Genomic DNA, 18,752 nt, shown 5'->3' on the forward strand with positions numbered 1-18,752 from the left:
GCTTACTGATCAGGTGACTTCCTGCTCGGCCCAGATGACCTTACCGCTCGCGGTGTAGCGGGTGCCCCAGCGTTCGGCGAACTGGGCGACCAGGAAGAGGCCGCGCCCGCCCTCGTCGGACTCGGCCGCATAGCGCAGGTGCGGCGAGGTGCTGCTGCCGTCGGACACCTCGCAGGTCAGCATCCGGTCGTAGAGCAGCCGCACGGTGATCGGCTCGCCGCCGTAGCGGATCGCGTTGGTGAGCAGCTCGCTGAGGATCAGCTCGGTGGTGAAGGTCTGCTCGTCCAGGCCCCAGATCTCCAGTTGGCGGGTGACCGCGGCCCGCACCTCGCGCACCGCGGCCGGATCGGCGAGCACCCCCCACTGCGCCACCCGGTCGGGCGGCAGGGCGCGGGTGCGGGCGACCAGCAGCGCGACGTCGTCGGTGGGGTGCGCGGACAGCAGCTCGGCCAGCACCGTCTCGCAGGTCTGCTCCGGATCCGGGCCGGAGCGCTGGAGGGCCTGGCGCAGCAGCTCCAGGCCGGTCTCCAGATCACGGCGGCGGTCCTCCAGCAGGCCGTCCGTGTAGAGCACCAGCCGGCTGCCCTCGGCCAGCTGCAGTTCCACCGCCAGGAACGGCAGCCCGCCGACGCCGAGCGGCGGTCCGGCGGGGACCTCGGGGAACTCCACCGAGCCGTCCGGGTGCACCACGGCGGGCGGCGGGTGGCCGGCCCGGGCGATCGCGCACCGGCGGGTCACCGGGTCGTAGACGGCGAACAGGCAGCCGGCGCCGGTCACCGCGTCGCTGCTGCCGGGCTCCTGGCGCTGCTCCTGGTCGAGCCGGGAGACCAGCTCGTCCAGGTAGGAGAGCAGCTCGTCGGGCGGCAGGTCGAGCATCGCGAAGTTGTACACGGCGGTGCGCAGCCGGCCCATGGTGGCGGCCGCGTGCAGACCGTGCCCGACCACGTCGCCGACCACCAGCGCGACCCGGGCGCCGGGCAGCGGGATCAGGTCGAACCAGTCGCCGCCCACTCCGGCCTGGGCCGGCAGGTAGCGGGAGGCGACCTCCAGGGCGTTCTGCTCGGGCAGGCCCTGGGGCAGCAGGCTGCGCTGCAGGGCCACCGCCATGCCGTGCTCGCGGGTGTAGCGGCGGGCGTTGTCGATGCAGACGGCGGCCCGGGCGCCGAGCTCCTCGGCCAGCGAGAGGTCGTCCGGTTCATAGCGCGCCGAGTCGCCGGACCGCCAGAACTTGGCGATGCCCAGCTGCACCCCGCGCGCTCGCAGCGGCACCCGGATCACCGAGTGCGCGCCGGTGGCCAGCACGGCGGCGGACCGCTGCGGATCCTGGGCCTGCCATTCGGGCGAGTTCGGCAGGTCGGTGTCGAGCACCGCGCGGCCGGCGCCCAGGCTGCGGCCCTGCGGTGAGGCGCGCTGCACGGTGATGGTTTCGCCGACCGGGTAGTACGCCTGAGGGTCGAGCGACTCGGCGCCGCGCAGCGCCACCCGTTCCATCTGCAGGCTGTCCTCGGGGGCCGGCTCCTCGCCGGTCAGCACCGGCCCGGCGAGGTCCACCGTGACCACGTCGGCGAACCGCGGCACGGCCACCTCGGCCAGCTCCTCGGCGGTGCGGGTGACGTCGAGGGTGGTGCCGATGGCCACCGAGGCGTCGTAGAGCAGGGTGAGGCGGCGGCCGGCGGCCTCGGCCCGGTCGGAGGCGGTGTGCAGTTCGGTGGAGTCGCGCAGGGTGACCACGCTGCCGGGTGGGCCGCCGGCCTCGTCGGTGGTCCGGATGTTGACCACCAGCAGCCGGCCCTGGCTGACCAGCACCTCGTCGTTGACGGCCCGCCCCGAGGTGAGCAGGTCGGTGGCGCGGTGGTCCAGCCCGAGGTCGGTGACCGCCCGGCCCTCGGCGTCGACGGGCAGGCCGAGCAGTCGGCGGGCCTCGTCGTTGGCGAGCAGCAGGGTGTCGGGGCCGCGCTTGGCCGCGCCGATGATCAGTACGCCCTCGCGGACCGCGTGCAGCACGGCGTCGTGGTGCTCGTACATCCGCGTCATCTCGATCGGGCCGAGGCCGCGGGTCTGGCGGCGCAACCGGCGGCTGGCCAGCGCGGTGCCGATGGTGGCCAGGACCAGCGCGCCGCCCGCCGCGCCGAGCACCAGCGGCAGCTGCTTGTCCACCACGTTGGTGACCTTGCTGATGGTGATGCCGGCGGAGACCGCGCCGACGATCGTGCCGTCGGTGTCGTGCACCGGGACGATGGCCTGCTCCAATCGGCCGATGGTGCCGTTGACCTGTTCGGTCACCACCTGGCCGTGCAGCGCCGGTTCGTAGTTGCCGACGAACTTCTTGCCGATCCGGTCGGGTAGCGGATGGGTGAGGCGGATGCCGTCGGTGTTGATCACCACGATGAAGTCGACGCCGGAGGCGACCCGGGCGGCCTCGGCCTTGGGCTGCAGGATCGCCGTGGGGTCAGGCGTCTTCATCGCCGCGGCGGTACCGGGCGCGTTGGCGAAGGTCTGGGCGACGGCGACCGAGCGGTTGCGGGCCTCCTTGGTGCTGTCGTAACTCGATTGCAGCACCAGGGCGGTCACCGCCGCCACCACCAGTAGCAGCACCACCAGCACCTGGAGCGCGAATACCTGCCCGGCCAGGCTGCGCACCCGCGCCCGCTTCATCCGGGCCATGGGCCCATATCTACGCCGAATCGCGCGCGGGGGCCACCGGGGCTCGGCTACGCCGAACCGCGCGCGAGGTCACCGGGGCCCGGGCCTCCCCCACGGATCGCCCGGGCCCCGGGCACCCGCCTCCCGCTCAGCCGCGGAAGTCCGCCGGGCGCTCCGGGCTCGCCTCGGCCAGCGCCTTGGTGACCTCCGGGACGCCGGCCCGCAGGCCGTAGGCCGGGGTGCCGGGCTGCTGGCGCCAGGAGTCGTCGAGCCCGCCGGCGTCCACCGTGTCGAAGCCGATCTCCTCGATCAGGGCCCGCACGGTCTGCTTGGCCGCCGCGTCGTCGCCGGCCACCGGCAGCGCCATCCGGTCCGGATCGCCGGCCGGGCGCGGCCGCTCCAGGAAGTCCTGGGCGTAGGTGCTGTTGAAGGCCTTGACCACCGGGTGGCCGAGGTGGCCCTCGGTCCATCGGCTCTCGGTCAGGCCGTCGTCCTCGATCCCGGCGATCCGGCCGTCGCGCTGCGGGTAGTAGTTGCCGGTGTCGACGACGACCAGGCCGTCGGCCGCGCCCGCGAAGACGCCCTCGGGCAGGCCCGGCACGGCCTTCAGCGGGATGGTGACCACGACCAGCTCGGCGCCCTTGGCGACCTCGGTGACCGGCACCGCGGTGGCGCCGGTCTCGGCGGCGAGCTCGGTCAGGGTCTGCGGGCCGCGCGAGTTGGCCACCACCACCTGGTGTCCGAGGGCGGTGAACCGCCGGGTGAGATTGCCGCCGATGTTTCCGGCGCCGATGATGCCGATCTTCATGGTGCGCTCCTCGGGTGCTGCGCGGCGGTTGCGGCCGCAGTGCTCGGTGATCGTCAACCGCCGCACCCGGAAGGCTATTTCCGTCTCGACCCGGAAACTTCGAAGTCAGATCTTCAGCTCTTCGGATCTCAGGTCTTCAGGTCGGAACGTGGATCGCCGGAACGTGCGGACGCCACGCTCAGAACTTCAGCGGCAGCGCCTCGAAGGAGGCCGCGAACCGGGTGCCCAGTCGCGAGCCGTTGCCCCGGCTCATCGACTCCAGGAACTCCCGGGCGTCACCCATTTGGCCGCCCAGCCCGGCCAGGTAGGCGGCGTGCGCCTCCAGCGAGGCGACGCCGGCCTCGAAGTAGTCGGTGGTGTCAACCCCGTGCTCGCCGACCGGGGAGGCGGCGGCCCAGAGCTGGCGCACGCCGTCCCAGGGCTGGTGCCCCTCCTCCAGCAGTTCGCGGAAGACCCAGCGGTTGCCGGCGTCGCGGATCGCGTCCAGGGTGGCCCGGCCGGCGGCGATGTGGTCGGCCTGGTTGGGCACCGTGCCACCGTAGGTGTCGCGGAAGTTGGTGGTGATCACGATCTCCGGGCGGTGGCGGCGGATCAGCCGGGCGATGTCGCGGCGCAGCGGCAGCCCGTACTCCAGCACGCCGTCGGGGTGGTGCAGGAACTCCACGGTGTCCACCCCGACCAGGGCGGCCGAGGCGATCTGCTCGGCCTCGCGCAGCGGCCCGCTCTCGGCCGGGTCGATCCCGTCGATGCCGGCCTCGCCGCTGGTCACCATGGCGTAGACGACGGTCTTGCCCTGGGCGGTCCAGCGGGCCACGGCCGCCGCCGCGCCGTACTCCATGTCGTCCGGGTGGGCGACCACGGCGAGGGCGCGGTCCCAGTCCTCGTCGAGGGGCTGCAGCGGGGGCAGGGCGGGCTCGGACATGACGGCACTCCTTGGATCTGATCATCTGTCAGGACCGTCATACCATCCTCCGAGCCCGCCCTGCGGCTCAGCGGCCGGCGGTCGGGTGCAGCTGGTGCACCGTCGCCTCCGGCTGCCCGGTGCGGTGCTGCAGCCGCTCGCCCTCGATGTCGAGGTCGGGCAGCAGCCGGGCCAACCGGCGCGGCAGCCACCAGGCGGCGTGCCGGGTGAGGGCGAGCACGGCCGGCACGAAGGTCATCCGGATCACGAAGGCGTCCAGCGCCACCCCGATCGCCAGGGCGAGGGCGATCTGCTTGAGCATCAGGCTGTCCGAGCCGAGGAACGAGGCGAACACCGCGATCATGATCAGTGCGGCGGCGGTGACCACCCGGGCGCTGTGCCGGGCGCCTTCGTGCACCGCGCGCAGCGGCTGCCGGTGGTGCACATAGGCCTCGCGCATCCGGGAGACCAGGAACACCTCGTAGTCCATGGCCAGCCCGAAGAGCACCGCGAGCAGGATGATCGGCAGGAAGCTGCTCACCGGCCCGGCCTTGTCCACCCCGATCAGGTGGGCGAAGTGGCCCCACTGGAAGACGCCGACCGCGGCGCCGAGGGTGGCCGCGATGGAGAGCAGGAACCCGGCGGCGGCCTTCAGCGGAACCACCAGCGAGCGGAACACCAGGAGCAGCAGGAGCAGCGACAGGCCGACCACCACCGCGGCGAACGGGATCAGCGCCGCGTTGAGCTTGGCCGAGACGTCGATGCTGACGGCGGTGGTGCCGGTGACGCCGATGGTCGCGCCGGTCTGCTGGGTGATCGTGGCGGCGTCGCCGCGGATCGCCGAGACCAGGTCCTTGGTCGACTGGTCGGCGGGGCCGCCGGTCGGGACCACCTGGATCAGCGCGGTGTGGGCGGCGGGGTTGGCGACCGGGTTGCCGACCGCGCTGACGCCGGGCAGTGCCTTGATCGAGTCGACGATCTGATGGGTGGCCGCGCTCGGGTCGGCGCTGTGCGAGGTGTCGGCCAGCACCAGCAGCGGGCCGTTGAAGCCGGGGCCGAACTCCTTGCTGATCTGGTCGTAGGCGAGGCGCTCGGAGGAGTGGGCGGGCGCGGTGCCGTTGTCGGGCAGCGCCATCCGCAGGCTGTGCGCGGGCCAGGCGAGGGCTCCGACGGCGGCCAGTACCAGGGCGATGGTGATCAGCGGGCGGCGGGTGACCAGCCGGAACCAGCGCTCCCCGGCGTTGGCCGGGCGGCCGTCGGTGCGGGCCAGGGCCTGTTCGCGGCGCATCGCCCGGGAGCGCGGGCGGGGCTTCAGCCGGGCGCCGGCGAAGCCGAGCAGGGCGGGCAGCAGGGTGATCGCGACCAGCACGGCGATGAGGACCGCGGCGGCGGCGCTCAGGCCCATCACGGTCAGGTAGGGGATGCCGACCACGGTGAGGCCGGCCATGGCGATCACCACGGTGAGGCCGGCGAAGACCACCGCGCTGCCGGCGGTGCCGACGGCCAGTGCGGCCGACTCTTCAGGGGTGGTGCCGTGGGCGAGTTGGGCGCGGTGCCGGCTGACGATGAAGAGCGCGTAGTCGATGCCGACCGCCAGTCCGATCATCAGGGCCAGGCTCTGCGCGGTGGACGAGATGGCGGTGACGCCGGTGAAGGCGAGCACTCCGGCGATCGCGGTGGCCACCCCGGCGATCGCGCTGAGCAGCGGCAGTCCGGCGCTGAGCAGCGAGCCGAAGGTCAGCGCCAGGACCAGCATGGCCACGCCGACCCCGATCAGGTCGCTGGCGCCCTGCTTGGCCTTGGTCTGGGCCGCGTTGCCGCCGACCTGGACGTCGAGGCCGGACTGCTGGGCGCTGTCGACCGCGGTGCGCAGCTGGTCCACCGAGCCGGACTTCAGCCCGCCCGAGGTGACCTCGTACTGCACCTGGGCGATCGCGGTGCTGCCGTCGGCGGAGACGGCGTGCGCGGCGGCCGGGTCGACCACCTTGGCCACCTGGGGCGCGGACTGGGCGGCGGTGAGCGCGGCGTGGATGGCGGCCTGCTCCGGCGGGTCGGTGACCTTGTGGCCGGCCGGGGCGGTGAAGACCACCTGGGCGCTGGTGCCGGAGAAGGCCGGGAAGTCGGTCTTCAGGCGGTCCAGCGCCTGCTGCGACTGGGAGCCGGGGATGGTGAAGGTGTCGTCGAGCTTGCCTGGGCCGCCGAAGGCGAGCATGCAGCCGACGACTGCGGCGATCGCCGCCAGCCAGAGCGCGAGGACGCGCCGTCGATGGCGGTAGGCGAGACGCCCGAGGCGGTGGAGCAGGGTCGGCATGGCGGAGGGGCTCCAGTCTGGAGGCGCGAAAAACTGGCAGTCCTGCCACATTAACAAAAGTGGCAGGACTGCCAACTTTCCGACCGGCCCTCCCGGCCGGGCCTGAGATGATCGACGGGTGGAGACCAGCGAAGAACCCGGACGCCGCGAACAGAACCGCCTGCGCACCCACAACGCCCTGGTGCAGGCCGCCAACCGGCTGTTCAAGGAGCAGGGGTACGAAGCCACCACGGTGCGCGACATCGCGGCCGCCGCCGGCGTGGGCGAGCGCACCTTCTTCCGCTACTTCCCGTCCAAGGAGAGCCTGGTGGTGCAGCAGGTCCGGGAGACCATCCCGCTGCTGGCCGCCGAGATCCGCAAGCGGCCCGCCGAGGAGCCGCCGCTGGTCGCGCTGCGCGAGGCGATTCTCGACATGTCGACCTGGCACCGGACCACTCCGGCGATCCTGCTGGTCGGCCCGCAGCCGCTCTCCCCCGACCTGACCAGCCGGGGCGGCCGGTTCCTGCTGTTCGACATGGAGGAGGCGGTGGTCGGCGCCTTCATGGACCGCCTCGACATCCCCGAGCCCGAGCTGCCCGACCGGCTGCGCGCCGCCGCACTGGGCCGCGCCGGGGTGGCCGCACTGCGCTCCGTCCGGCTCGCCTACACCCGGCTGCCCGAGGCCCGGAAGCACGAGGTGGACCTGATCGAGCTGGTCCGGATCGCCTTCGCCGCCATCGGCGCCTGACGGCTCGTCAAGACGGTGCGTCAACTCACAGGTTGCGGACAGGCCATCACCGGACGAACCAGCGGAAACCGGTTTGAGTAGAATCCGCCCCGGGCGCGGTCAGCGACGCCTGTGCCCTCCCTGTTACCGACTCCCTGAGGGAGACAGATGCGCGACCTGACCATCGGCGAGTTCCTGCAGCAACTGGGGGCGCGGGTGCCGGCCCCCGGCGGTGGGGCGAGCGCCGCCCTGCACGCGGCGCAGAGCGCCGCCCTGCTGTGCATGGTGGCCCGCTACACCACCGGCGAGCGCTACGCCGACGTGCAGGACGCGATCGCCCGGATCCTCGCCGAGGCCGAGGAGCTGGGCGCCACCGCGCTGCGCCTCGCCGAGGAGGACGCGGCCGCCTTCACCGCCGTCACCGACGCCTACGGGCTGCCCAAGGGCACCCCCGAGGAGAAGGCCGCCCGCTCGGCCGCGATCGCTGGTGCCCTGGTCGGCGCCGCCCAGCCGCCGGCCGACACCATCGCCGCGGCCCGCCGCCTGGTCGCGCTCGGCGAGGAGCTGGCGCCGATCGGCAACCGCAATGTGCTCACCGACGTCGCCGCCGCCACCGAGGCGGCACGCGCCGCGGCCACCACCGCCCGGGTGAACGTCGAGATCAACCTCGGCGGGATCAAGGACGAGGCGGCCCGGGCCGAGCTGCTCGCCGCCATCGCCGACGTCGACCAGATCGCCGCCGCGGCCGAAGCCGTCACCACCGCGGTGCGAAAGGAGATCACCAAGTGACCGCGACCGAGCTGAAGGGTGGCCCGCTGGCCACTCAGATCCGTGCCGACGTCGCCGAGCGCGCCGCCAAGCTGACCGAGCAGGGCCGCACCCCGCGGCTCGCCGTGGTCACCGCCACCGACGACGAGGCCAGCGCCTGGTACGTGCGCTCGATCGCCAAGGCCGCCGGCAAGGTCGGCATCAGCTGCGACATCGTGGACCTCGGTCCGCAGGCGACCACCGCGGAGATCACCGCCACCCTGGAGCGGCTGAGCGCCGACGACACGGTGCACGGCCTGATGCTGCAGACCCCGCTGCCGGCCGGCGCCCGACTGGAGGAGCTGGCCGGGGCGATCGACTTCGCCAAGGACGTGGACGGCGCCAGCCCGCTGTCGCTCGGCCGACTGGCCGCCGGTCTGCCGGCCTTCGCCCCGGCCACCGCCGAGGCCGTGCTCACCATCCTGGAGCACTACCAGGTCGAGCTTCAGGGCAAGCACGTGGCAGTGGTCGGCCGCTCCACCGTGGTCGGCAAGCCCGCCGCGCACCTGCTGCTGGACCGCAACGCCACCGTGACGGTCTGCCACTCGCGCACCGCCGACCTGGCCGCGGTGACCAGCACCGCCGACGTGGTGGTGGCCGCCGTCGGCCGGACCGCCCTGATCACCCCGGCGCACGTCCGCCCCGGCGCCACCGTCATCGACGTGGGCACCAACCCGACCGAGGACGGCGGCCTGGCCGGCGACGTCGACCCCGCGGTCGCCGAGACCGCCGGCGCGCTGACCCCGGTGCCGGGCGGCGTCGGCCCGGTCACCACCGCGCTGCTGCTGCGCCACACGGTGGAGGCCGCCGAGCACTGACCCTCGTGCGGGTCCCGGCCGGCTGCCGTCAGCGGGCCGGGATCCGCCCGAGCCGTTCGGCCAGCAAGGCGGTCAGCTCGGCCGACCGCTTGTCGACGAAGAAGTGGTCGCCGGGTACCTCCAGGCACTCCACCGCGCCGGTGGAGTAGGCGCGCCAACTCTCGGCCCGGGCCGCGGTGGCCGTGATGTCCTCCGTCCCGCTGATCACCAGCAGATCGGCGGCGACCGGCACCGGGGGACGGTTGCGGTGCGCCTCGGCGTAGTCGCCGTAGAGCGCGACGTCCTTGCGCAGCACCGGCGTCACCAGCTCGCGGATCGCCGGATCGGCGAGCAGCTCCGCGTCGATTCCGCGGTAGTGCTCGGCGAACGCGGCCAGGAACTCCTCATCGTCCAGGCCGCTGAACCGCTCGGGCTCCCAGGGCAGTTGGCACGGGGCCGGGCAGGCGGCCAGCACCAGCAGCGCGGGCGGGCGGCCGGCCGCCTCGGCGGCCAGGGCCAGCTCGTAGCCGACCAGCGCGCCCAGGCTCACCCCGAACAGCGCATACGGTCCGTCGGCTTGGTCCAGCAGCCTGGGGAGCAGCCCGGCCGCCAACTGCGGGATTGAGGTGGCCGGGGCCTGGCGCATCGTCAGCAGGTGGCCCGGATAGTCGAGGCCGCGCCAGCTCGGGCCGCCGACCGGGCGCGGCCACTTGGTGAAGATCATGCTGGTGCCGCCCGCGTAGGGCAGGCAGAACACCTGGTCTATCCGGTCCGTTGCCGCCATCGGTGGCTCCCCCTGGTCTCGAAGGTCGGGTTCTCGGGCTCATGATCGCAGCCGGCACACCCGCCGGGGCCGCAGTTGATCACCCTGGCCAGTCACGCCGGAAGCGGGTATGTTCAGTGCCGGAGCGGGGCACTGAGTATCGGTCACCCCGCCCTCGCCTCGGTAGTCCAGCGGGAGAGACACGGTGCTCAAACCACCGACAGCGTGGGTTCGAATCCCACTCGAGGCACCAGCGGCAACGGAGGAGTGAGCCCTGTCCGGCAGCCTGCTCGCCATCAGCGACCTGCACATCGCCCACCCGGACAACCGGGCGATCGTGGAGTCGCTGCAGCCTGATGACCCGTCGGACTGGCTGATCATCGCCGGCGACGTGGCCGAGCGTTTCGACGACATCGCCTGGGTGTTCGCCGTGCTGCGGGCGCGGTTCGCCGAGGTGATCTGGTCCCCCGGCAACCACGAGCTGTGGACCCATCCGAACGACCGGGTGCAGCTGCGCGGCGAGGAGCGCTACCTCAAACTGGTCGAACTCGCCCGCCGGTTGGGCGTGCACACCCCCGAGGACCCGTACCCGGTGTTCCGCGGCCACGGCGGCCCGGTGGTGGTGGCCCCGCTCTTCACGCTCTACGACTACTCGTTCATGGCCCCCGGCGCCGCCACCGTCGAGGAGTCGCTGCGCCTGGCCCACGAGGCCGGGGTGGTCTGCACCGACGAGTTCATGCTGCACCCGGATCCCTACCCGACCCGGGGCGACTGGTGCCGGGCCCGGATCGAGCTGACCGAGCGCCGGCTCGACGCGATCGACCCGGCGCTGCCCACCGTGCTGGTCAACCACTATCCCCTGGTCCGCGAGCCCACCATGGTGCTGCGCTACCCGGAGTTCGCCCAGTGGTGCGGCACCGCGCTGACCGCCGACTGGCACCTCAAGTACCGCGCCGCCGCCATGATCTACGGCCACCTGCACATCCCCAGGGAGACCTGGTACGACGGGGTGCGCTTCGAGGAGGTCTCGGTGGGCTACCCGCGCGAGTGGCAGAAGCGGGAGCGGCGCACCTGGCTGCGGCAGGTGCTGCCGTCCCGTCAACCGGCCTGAGTCGGCAGGTCCGTGGACCAGCCGACCGTCAGCCGTTTGCCGCCAAACGCTCGGTGGTCCGCATCCGGGCGTCCACCTCCTGGGCGAACTCCAGCCAGATCTCCGCGCACTGCCGCGCCAGGTCGACCACCAGCTCACCGCAGTGCGCGGGCACGGCCGCCGTCAGTTCGGACCACTCCTCGGTGCCGATCGCATTCTGCCGCAGCAGCCTCAGCAGTTGCCGGCCCTCCGCCTTGTGCCGCAACGACGGATCGCGAACCAGCTTCTCCAGCACCGCCGCCGGGTCCGAGCACTCCTGGGGGGTGCGTCGCACCGGCTGTCGGCGGACCGGGCTGGTCGCGGTGGCGGCCACCGTCCGGCCCGCCTGCGGCGACTCGCCGGCCACCAGTCGGCGGCGGACCGCGCTCACGGTCGCGGGCGAGACGCCGGCGAGCCTGGCCACCTCCCGCAGCGAGGCCTGTGGCAGCTGGGCGATGATTTCCGCCACCCGCTGCCGCCCCGCCTCGCCACTGACCGGCCGCACCCGGCCGTCCCGCCCCAGCCGCATCTCGGGCTGGAGTGACGCACCGGCCGAGTTCCGGCGCAGGGCCGCCACCGCCTTGGTGCCGAGCCCGGCCACCCGACCGATCGCCCGGTCCGACAGGTGCGGATGCGAACGCAGGATCCGATCCGCTGCCGCGCGCCGGTCCTCCTGGGACAGCGGCAGCCCGTGCGAGACGTTGGCCTCCACCGCCCGGAGGAAGGCGTCGGCCTGGCCGCCGTCGAAGAACTCGGCCTCGATGCTCAGCTGACCGCGCGCCTTCGCCGCCAGCACCCGGTGCACGCCGTCGATCACCCGCATGGTGTCCCGCTCGAGCAGGATCGGCGGCAGCGGCTGGTCCAGCTCGGCGAGCCGGGCGACGTGCTCGGCATCCGGCCCCTGGGATCGCGGCGACTCCTCCGGCAGCCGGATCGCCTCGATCAGCACCGTCACCACCCCGCCCGGCGGCCGGTCGGTATCCCGGCCGGCCGCGGCCGGCTCAGCCCGTGCCGCATGTCGCGGCGACTCGAGAGCAGCTGTCTGATTCAATTCACACCCCGTTGGATAGCTATTCAGAACCCGTTGCTCACAGTCGGCTTTCAGGTTCCTTCCAGGAACGTAGACTATTTGCGAGTCCGGCCCCAGCTGATCAATCCTGACCCGTACCAGCGCCGCTGTCGAGAATCAGATCCGGTCAAACCGGCTACGCACGGGTCCTCTTTTCGACGTTCTTGCAGCACCCGGATACCGTCCAACCGTCCGCACCACCGGGCGCTGGACATTCCGAGTCCCTTGTGGTGTTCACCCGGCCAGTGCGATCGTGAGGCCGTCACGCTCGATCTACTTTTCGAGGCCCCTTTGTCCACGATGAACAACGGCCCGGGGAGCGACTCAAGCCTTTCGTGAACACCAGCGGAATCCGGCTCTCCTACCAGCGGTCCGGCCGGGGCGAACCGGTGCTGATGATCACGGGCTCGGGGGCCGCCGGCCATGTGTGGACCACCTACCAGACGCCGGCCCTGCACCAGGCGGGCTACGAGACGATCGTGTTCGACAACCGCGGCATCGCGCCGTCGGACGCGCCACCCGGCGGCACACGCTCGAGCAGCTGGTCGGCCATCTGGGAAACCTGGAGCGGCCGGCGGCGGCCAATACCGCCATCATCGAGTTTCTGGACAAGAACCAGGCCATTCGCCTGCGAGCAACCGCCGAACGCTCGCCCGCGCGGCAGCCGTCCCACTATCCTGGCGACCTGGTTTCTCGGGCACGGGGCCCGATGAGTTTTTTTGGGGGGTTCAGCATGGTTGCTGGTCGTGTGGTGCGCTTCGACAGTTCTCGTGGCTACGGCTTCATTGCGCCGGAGGGCGGTGGCGAGGACGTCTTCCTCCATGTCAACGACATGGAAATTCCGGAGTCCTATGTCCGCTCGGGTCTCGCGGTCGATTTCGAGGTCGAGGAGGGGGACCGCGGGCTCAAGGCTTCGGCGGTCCGGCTCGCCCTGGGGCCGGACGGTGAGCCCGTCACGCCGCCGAACACCCTTGTGCAGCGAGGTGTCCGTTCGTCGGCCGAGGAGGACTCCGTCTGCGACGCGCTCGCTGTCGAGGAGTACACCGCCGAGGTGACCGAGGTGCTGCTGGCAGCGGCTCCGTCACTGACCGGCGAGCAGATCCTGCTGATCCGGCAGGGTCTGCTGCAGTCCGCGAAGGTCCACGGCTGGATCACCGGCTGACCGTCGACGTGCCAGGCGATGCGGCGCCGCTCTTGGCAGAGCGGCGCCGCTTTCGTTCAACTGCTGTCACCGCTGCGGTTGAACAGTGCCAGGTGGCCGTCGCCGTGGCAGGTCACGGTCGACAGCCGCCGGAAGGTCCAGCCGAGGCCTCGGATCACGCGCCGAGCAGCAGGATCGGGCGGCTGGTGAACAGGTAGCTGCCGCAGGCCGTGGTCGCCTCGGTCACGGGCTGCCACTGCCGGCCCTGCCACCGGTACATCAGATATCCGAGGGTGTTGGTGAGCCCGCGTACCAGGACCGCCGACTCGATGCCGCTGTCCTGGCAGACACGATCCTCCAACTCCACCAGGAGGGCGGGCCGGTGGCGCAGCAAGGTGCTGAACGAGCCGAGCACCACCGCAGCCTCGGTCACGCCGACGTTGATGAAGTCGACCCGCTCCAGGCTGAGCTGACGGCAGAACACGTCCACGATGTCGGCGGAACCAGCGGGCGCGGGCAGCCGGAGGGTTCCGGGCTCGCTCGCCCGAGCCGGCAGCGAGCGATGCACCACGATGTTGCGACGGCCGAACAGTGCCCCGGCGACGGTGAGCCACCGGGGCGTCGAACGCAGCGGTTCGAGGCAGTGCACCTGCCCGGTCGGGCCGGCGAGGATCGACAACGTCCAGGTGACGAGGTGCGGTTCGGCCCGCACCTCCAGGCAGACCGAGCCCGGTCGGACCAGCTCCCGCAGGCCGGCCGGCCGCCGCCGGGAGACCCATCTCAGGGCCGTCGCGAAGTCCGCAAGGACCGCTCCCCGGCGTGTCGGACCGCTGGCTGCTGCCACCTCGCCCCGGGCGGGCGTCTTGCGGTTCATCGGTTGCTATCTCCTCCGGGCATCAGATCTCAGAGCGAGGCTAGCCACCCGTCACCGCTTATGGATCTTCCTGGACGTTGATATTGGACACATCTCTGGATGTACTCGGCGGAACAATATCCCCCCGGCCGACGGTGATTGACTGTCCGTCAGGAACCGGGTGGGACGGAGCTGGAGGATCCACCGCGCGGCCGTTCGGCGAACCAGACTTGCGCACCGGCCACCACGGTTCCGGTGGAGCCGCCGAACAGGAAGCCCTGGTCGGCCAGCCGGTGGCAGGCCCGCACCGTGTCCGGCTCCGGCACCAGCAGGATGTCGTCGACGAAGGACTCGTCCAGCATCGGGGGCCGGACCCCGGAGCCCAGTCCGGGGATCAGCCGACGGGCCGGCTCCCCGCCGAAGATCACCGAACCGACGCTGTCGACCGCCACGGTGCGGACCTGCGGCCGGTGCTCCTTGAACCAGCGGGCGCAGCCCACCAGGGTGCCGGTGGTGCCGGCGCCGACGAACGGCACGTCGAGCTCGGGGAACTGCTCGGCGATCCGCGGCGCGGTCCGCCGGTGATGCGCACGCCAGTTGTTGGGGTTTCCGTACTGGTTGAGCCAGAGGTAGCGCGGGTCGCTGTCGCAGAGCTGCCGCACGTAGGCGAGCCGGGCGCCGAGCAGTCCGCTCACCGGATCGGGCTCGGTGACCAGTTGGACGCCTGCGTCGCCGAGTGGACCGACGACCTGCTGCGCAGTGCGCCGCTGTCGGTCCGGGCGATCAAGGAGGCGGCGATGCGGTCGGTGGACATGCCGCTCGCCGAGGCGTTCGCTGCCGAATTCGTCTGGGAGCGGCGGCGGCAGCGGAGCACGGACGTGCTGGAGGGTCCCCGGGCCTTCGCCGAGAAGCGCGGACCGGTGTGGCTTGGACACTGAGCACCACGGGCGGGGCGGCCCGGTCGGACACCTCCGACCGGGCCGCCCCGCGACTCTCCTGCAGTGGCTCAGCTGCCCAACGCCTCTGCCAGCGGCGGCTCCTGACGGTGACTCAGTGATCGCACCCGCTCGTCCAGTTCCTGGGCGAACTCCTGCCAGGTCGCCGCGTACTGCCGGGCCAGGCTGACCACCAGGTCGCTGCAGTGCGGGGGAACGGCCGCGGTCAGCTCGGACCACTGGTGGGTCCCGAGGGAGTTCTGCCGCAGCAGCCGGAGCAGTTGGCGGCCCTCCTCCTTGTGTCGCAGCGACGGGTCGCGGAGCAGCTTCTCCAGCAACTCGGTCGGGTCGCCCTGGACCAGCCGAAGCGGCCGGGCGGAGCTGCCGCGGCCGCCCTGGACGGCCTGGCGGTCCAGGGCGGCCGAGGCGGTGGTCACGCCGGCGGCCAGCGGGCCCTCGCCCGCTCTCAGCCGCTTGCGCACGTCGCTGGCGGTGGCCGGTGACACGCCGGCGATCCGCGCGAGTTCACGCGCCGAGGCGTCGGGGCGCTCCGCGATCAGTTCGGCCACCCGGAGTCGGCCGAGTGCTCCGTTCACCGGGCGCACCCGGCCGTCCCTGCCGACCCGCCCGTCCAACTGCGCGTCCGCCGCAGTTGAACGCTTGCGGGTCGCGGCGACCGTCTTGGCGCCGACGCCGGCGATCCGAGCGATCGCCCGGTCGGAGAGGGCAGGGTGCGAGGAGATGATCCGTTCGACCGCCGCCCGGCGATCGGCCAGCGAAAGCGGCAGGCCGTGCGACACATTGGCCTCGACCGCCCGCAGGAATGCGTCCTCGGCGGGACCGTCGTAGAACTCGACCTCGATGCTCTGACGGCCCTTCACGAAAGCTGCCATCAGCCGGTGAATGCCGTCGATCACCTTCATGGTGCGGCGCTCCACCAGGATCGGCGGGAGGGCTGACTCCAGTCCGGCCAGCAGCATGACGTGCTCGACGTCATGCCCGGCCGAGCGGAGCGGCTCACCCGCCAGCAAGCTGGTGATCGGGACCGTCACCGTCGTACCCCGAACCTCTGCCCCGCCGCTTGCCACCCCCGCTTCAACGACCTCGGCGCCTTCCGCGCCGGATCGATGGACTCGCAAGACGCCGCCAAGCTGATCCACTCTTAACTCCCCCATTGGATGCAGGCTGAGAATCCGCCGCTCACAGGAGGGTTGAGGAGTACGCCGGGGGCCATCGGCATGCCGAACACCAAAAGAGGTCACACCAGCCCCCGACCGACACTCCTGTCCCGCCATTCCCGTCAGCCGCCCACTCACCATCGTCACCATTCAAGGCGCAACTGTCGAGACGTCAGGTACACGTCCGTACTGTGGCAGGTCGACGATGGCGGTCCCAGAGCGGGAACCGGCTGCCTGCTAGCCGGCGTGGCGTGCCGTGGACAGCTCGGACTCGACCGGCTCCGGAACCAGCAGCTCGGTGAGATGGCGGGCCGAGGCCTCCCAGGACCAGGACTCCTGCACCCACTCCCGGCCGGCGGCGCCCATCTGCGCCCGGTCCGGGGCGAGCAGGATCCCGGTCAGCGCCGCGGCTATCGCCGCCGGGTCGGCGCCATTCACCACGCGTCCGGTCCTGCCGTCCAGCACGGTGTCGGGTGCACCGCCGGACCGGCCGACCAGCACCGGCAGGCCGCTCGCGGCGGCCTCCAGGAAGACGATGCCCAGGCCCTCGGCCTCCAGCCCGAACTTGCGGGTCCGGCACGGCATCGCGAAGGCGTCGGCGGCGGCGTAGTACGGCGGCGTCTCGGCGTGCGTCTTGCCGCCCGTGAAGATCACCGACCCCGGAGCGAGGCGCTCGGCCAGCCGGCGGAGCTCCGCCTCGTGCGGCCCCTTGCCGACCACCAGCAGCACCGCCTCCGGGACCGAGCGCTGGATCAGCGGGAGCGAGCGGATCAGCATGTCCTGCCCCTTGCGCGGCACCATCCGCGCCACGCAGACGATGATCCGCTTGTCCTGCAGTCCGAGTTCCGTACGCAGGGCCGCACCTGACTCGGCGTCAGGCCGGAACAGTCCGGCGTCGACACCGGGCACCAGCCGGCTGAGCCGGGCCCGGGGCCCGAGGGCGGGAGCTATCCGGTCCCTGGTGTACTGACCGAGGTAGGTGACCGCGTCGACGCTGCCGCCGATCCGCCGCAGCAGCTGCCGCGCGCCGGGGATCCTGGCCCACCAGATCTCGTGTCCGTGGGTGGTGGCCACCATGCGCCGTATCCCGTTGCGGCGCAGCGTGGGCGCCATCAGCGCGAGCGGCGCGGCGGCGCCGAACCAGACCCGGTCGCAGCCGTGCTCGCGGGCTATTTCGACCGCTCGCCGGCCGACCCGGGCGGTGGGCAGCAGCATCCGGCTGGAGTCGCGCACCACCGGGAAGGGGAGGGTGGCGTCATAGGCGTGATCGCCCGGCTCGCGGGAGGTGTAAACGACGACGTCGTCCGCCGGCATCCGCGTGACCATCGCATGGACGAAGGTCTCGATCCCACCCTGTCGGGGCGGAAAGTCATTCGTTATGACAAGGGTGGAGGCCATGACTGCGAGGTTTCCTTCAGCGATGGGGTCAAGGGGCGACGCCGAACCGCGACCCTAACACCCGGCGCGCAGCGGGCGGCCGCGCGCCCCGACCGGCGTGCGGCCGGGGTGCGCGGGACCGGTCCTACCGCTGGGCCATGGCCTCGATCAGGCTCTTGGGCCGCATGTCGGTCCAGTTCTGTCGTCTTGTCCTATGAGCTGCCTTCGAAGGCAACCTGTGGAGGATTCAGCACGGACGGGGAGGGGGTCAACAGAGCCTGAGTCCGCCGGCCGTTCGCACAGGCCTCGCCGGCTCGTCGTCTGCAGTGGTTACCCTGGTCCGGGACATCCTGGCGCAACCGCGTCGGGGCGTTGCCGCGGTCCCGGGTGGACTCCGACCGAGGGGAGGCGAGTGACATGGACTGCAGTAGTACGGGCCCTCACAGCCCCGCCCCAGCCCGCCCTCGTGCCTACCTCGGCGTACGGTGACCGAGCAGTAACCGGTGCCTCCCGTCGGTCGGTTGGCCTTTCCAGCCAACTCGCCGACGACTGCTGCCGGTTGCCGCCGCCGACCGGCCAGGAGACCCGCCATGCACGCACTGAGCACCTTCGACTTCCTCATCCGCCTCGCCACCGGCGTCGGCTGCGGCGCGCTGATCGGCGTGGAGCGCCAGTGGCGCGCCCGGATGGCTGGCCTGCGCACCAACGCCCTGGTCGCCACCGGGGCCACGCTGTTCGTCCTCTACAGCGAGGCGGTCGGCGACACCGGCAGCCCCACCCGGGTCGCGTCCTACGTGGTCTCCGGGATCGGCTTCCTCGGCGGTGGGGTGATCCTGCGGGACGGCGCCGGGGTGCGCGGGCTGAACACCGCGGCGACGCTCTGGTGCTCGGCCGCCGTCGGTGTGCTGGCCGCCTCCGGCAAGCTCGACCTGGCCTGGCTGGCCGCGTTCACCGTGCTCGCCGTGCACCTGGTGCTGCGGCCCGCCGGCCGCCTGCTGGACCGGGCGCCGTCCGCCGGCACCGACCCGGACGCCACCCTGCGCGCCACCATCCACCTGGACTGCGAGCGGCGCTCCGAGACCCACATCCGCGCGCTGCTGCTGCAGGCGCTGGCCGCCTCCGGGCTGGCACCGCTCGGCCTGCGGGCCAACCGCGACGCCGACGACGCGGAGACCACGCTGCAGGCCTCCGTGGCGATCAGCGGCGATGCCACCGCGGCGCTGGAGCAGGTGATCACCCGGCTGTCGCTGGAGCCCGGGGTGACGGACCTGCACTGGCACCTGGAGGCGGAGCAGGAGGCCGAGGCGCTGGCCTGAGCGCGGCTCGGGGCAGGT

16 protein-coding genes, 1 tRNA gene and 1 pseudogene are annotated in these 18,752 nt (G+C 72.3%); 8 read left to right on the forward strand and 10 right to left on the reverse strand.

What is annotated here, in order from left to right:
- Positions 1-9: 9 nt before the first annotated feature.
- The 4 genes from E6W39_RS10025 to E6W39_RS10040 form a co-directional block, all read right to left on the reverse strand.
- A complete protein-coding gene (locus E6W39_RS10025) occupies positions 10-2,655 on the reverse strand; it encodes a SpoIIE family protein phosphatase (protein WP_141637649.1) in 2,646 nt (881 codons plus the stop codon).
- Positions 2,656-2,791: 136 nt separating this feature from the next.
- A complete protein-coding gene (locus E6W39_RS10030; protein ID WP_267286735.1) occupies positions 2,792-3,502 on the reverse strand; it encodes an NADPH-dependent F420 reductase in 711 nt (236 codons plus the stop codon).
- 127 nt (positions 3,503-3,629) lie between these two features.
- A complete protein-coding gene (locus tag E6W39_RS10035; RefSeq protein WP_141633236.1) occupies positions 3,630-4,373 on the reverse strand; it encodes a PIG-L deacetylase family protein in 744 nt (247 codons plus the stop codon).
- 67 nt (positions 4,374-4,440) lie between these two features.
- Positions 4,441-6,663, reverse strand: a complete 2,223-nt coding sequence (locus tag E6W39_RS10040) for an MMPL family transporter (RefSeq protein ID WP_141633237.1) — start codon at positions 6,661-6,663, stop codon at positions 4,441-4,443.
- Between the two features lie 118 nt (positions 6,664-6,781).
- On the opposite strand from E6W39_RS10040, the gene E6W39_RS10045 reads away from it, so the two are divergent.
- From E6W39_RS10045 to E6W39_RS10055, 3 genes are all read left to right on the forward strand, one after another.
- Entirely contained in the window at positions 6,782-7,390 is a 609-nt protein-coding gene (locus E6W39_RS10045) for a TetR family transcriptional regulator (protein ID WP_141633238.1), read from the forward strand.
- 147 nt (positions 7,391-7,537) lie between these two features.
- Positions 7,538-8,158, forward strand: coding sequence for a cyclodeaminase/cyclohydrolase family protein (locus E6W39_RS10050; RefSeq protein ID WP_141633239.1), 621 nt, complete (start codon positions 7,538-7,540; stop codon positions 8,156-8,158).
- A complete protein-coding gene (locus E6W39_RS10055) occupies positions 8,155-8,994 on the forward strand; it encodes a bifunctional 5,10-methylenetetrahydrofolate dehydrogenase/5,10-methenyltetrahydrofolate cyclohydrolase (RefSeq protein ID WP_141633240.1) in 840 nt (279 codons plus the stop codon). Before E6W39_RS10050 ends, E6W39_RS10055 begins: the two co-directional genes overlap by 4 nt.
- A gap of 28 nt (positions 8,995-9,022) precedes the next feature.
- Here E6W39_RS10055 and E6W39_RS10060 read toward each other — a convergent pair whose 3' ends face one another.
- Positions 9,023-9,757: a thioesterase II family protein gene (locus E6W39_RS10060; protein ID WP_141633241.1), complete on the reverse strand. Its 735-nt coding sequence runs from the start codon at positions 9,755-9,757 to the stop codon at positions 9,023-9,025.
- A gap of 156 nt (positions 9,758-9,913) precedes the next feature.
- On the opposite strand from E6W39_RS10060, the gene E6W39_RS10065 reads away from it, so the two are divergent.
- Together E6W39_RS10065 and E6W39_RS10070 are read left to right on the forward strand one after the other, a co-directional pair.
- A tRNA-Leu gene (locus E6W39_RS10065) sits at positions 9,914-9,989 on the forward strand.
- Positions 9,990-10,073: 84 nt separating this feature from the next.
- Positions 10,074-10,847 (forward strand): metallophosphoesterase family protein, encoded by a 774-nt coding sequence (locus E6W39_RS10070; RefSeq protein ID WP_407658377.1) that lies wholly within the window; start codon positions 10,074-10,076, stop codon positions 10,845-10,847.
- 28 nt (positions 10,848-10,875) lie between these two features.
- Here the strand turns inward: E6W39_RS10070 and E6W39_RS10075 are convergent, their stop codons facing one another.
- Positions 10,876-11,820 (reverse strand): LacI family DNA-binding transcriptional regulator, encoded by a 945-nt coding sequence (locus E6W39_RS10075; protein ID WP_228718056.1) that lies wholly within the window; start codon positions 11,818-11,820, stop codon positions 10,876-10,878.
- Positions 11,821-12,667: 847 nt separating this feature from the next.
- On the opposite strand from E6W39_RS10075, the gene E6W39_RS44035 reads away from it, so the two are divergent.
- On the forward strand, positions 12,668-13,096 hold the full coding sequence (locus E6W39_RS44035) for a cold-shock protein (RefSeq protein ID WP_141637652.1): 429 nt from the start codon (positions 12,668-12,670) through the stop codon (positions 13,094-13,096).
- Positions 13,097-13,250: 154 nt separating this feature from the next.
- Here the strand turns inward: E6W39_RS44035 and E6W39_RS10090 are convergent, their stop codons facing one another.
- Both E6W39_RS10090 and E6W39_RS41195 read right to left on the reverse strand, forming a co-directional pair.
- Entirely contained in the window at positions 13,251-13,949 is a 699-nt protein-coding gene (locus E6W39_RS10090; protein ID WP_141633243.1) for a class I SAM-dependent methyltransferase, read from the reverse strand.
- A gap of 194 nt (positions 13,950-14,143) precedes the next feature.
- A pseudogene (locus tag E6W39_RS41195) lies at positions 14,144-14,650 on the reverse strand (pyridoxal-phosphate dependent enzyme); the annotation flags it as partial.
- Here E6W39_RS41195 and E6W39_RS41200 point away from each other — a divergent pair.
- Positions 14,645-14,866: an enoyl-CoA hydratase-related protein gene (locus E6W39_RS41200; protein ID WP_228718636.1), complete on the forward strand. Its 222-nt coding sequence runs from the start codon at positions 14,645-14,647 to the stop codon at positions 14,864-14,866. The pseudogene E6W39_RS41195 and the gene E6W39_RS41200 overlap by 6 nt on opposite strands.
- 68 nt (positions 14,867-14,934) lie before the next feature.
- Here E6W39_RS41200 and E6W39_RS10100 read toward each other — a convergent pair whose 3' ends face one another.
- Together E6W39_RS10100 and E6W39_RS10105 are read right to left on the reverse strand one after the other, a co-directional pair.
- Positions 14,935-15,915 (reverse strand): transcriptional regulator, encoded by a 981-nt coding sequence (locus tag E6W39_RS10100; protein WP_228718057.1) that lies wholly within the window; start codon positions 15,913-15,915, stop codon positions 14,935-14,937.
- A 363-nt stretch (positions 15,916-16,278) separates the two neighbouring features.
- Entirely contained in the window at positions 16,279-17,439 is a 1,161-nt protein-coding gene (locus E6W39_RS10105) for a glycosyltransferase family 4 protein (protein WP_141633244.1), read from the reverse strand.
- Between the two features lie 569 nt (positions 17,440-18,008).
- Between E6W39_RS10105 and E6W39_RS10110 the strand changes: the two genes are divergently transcribed.
- Positions 18,009-18,734, forward strand: a complete 726-nt coding sequence (locus E6W39_RS10110; protein WP_141633245.1) for an MgtC/SapB family protein — start codon at positions 18,009-18,011, stop codon at positions 18,732-18,734.
- Positions 18,735-18,752: the final 18 nt, after the last annotated feature.

The organism is Kitasatospora acidiphila, from assembly GCF_006636205.1.
Lineage (GTDB): Bacteria > Actinomycetota > Actinomycetes > Streptomycetales > Streptomycetaceae > Kitasatospora > Kitasatospora acidiphila.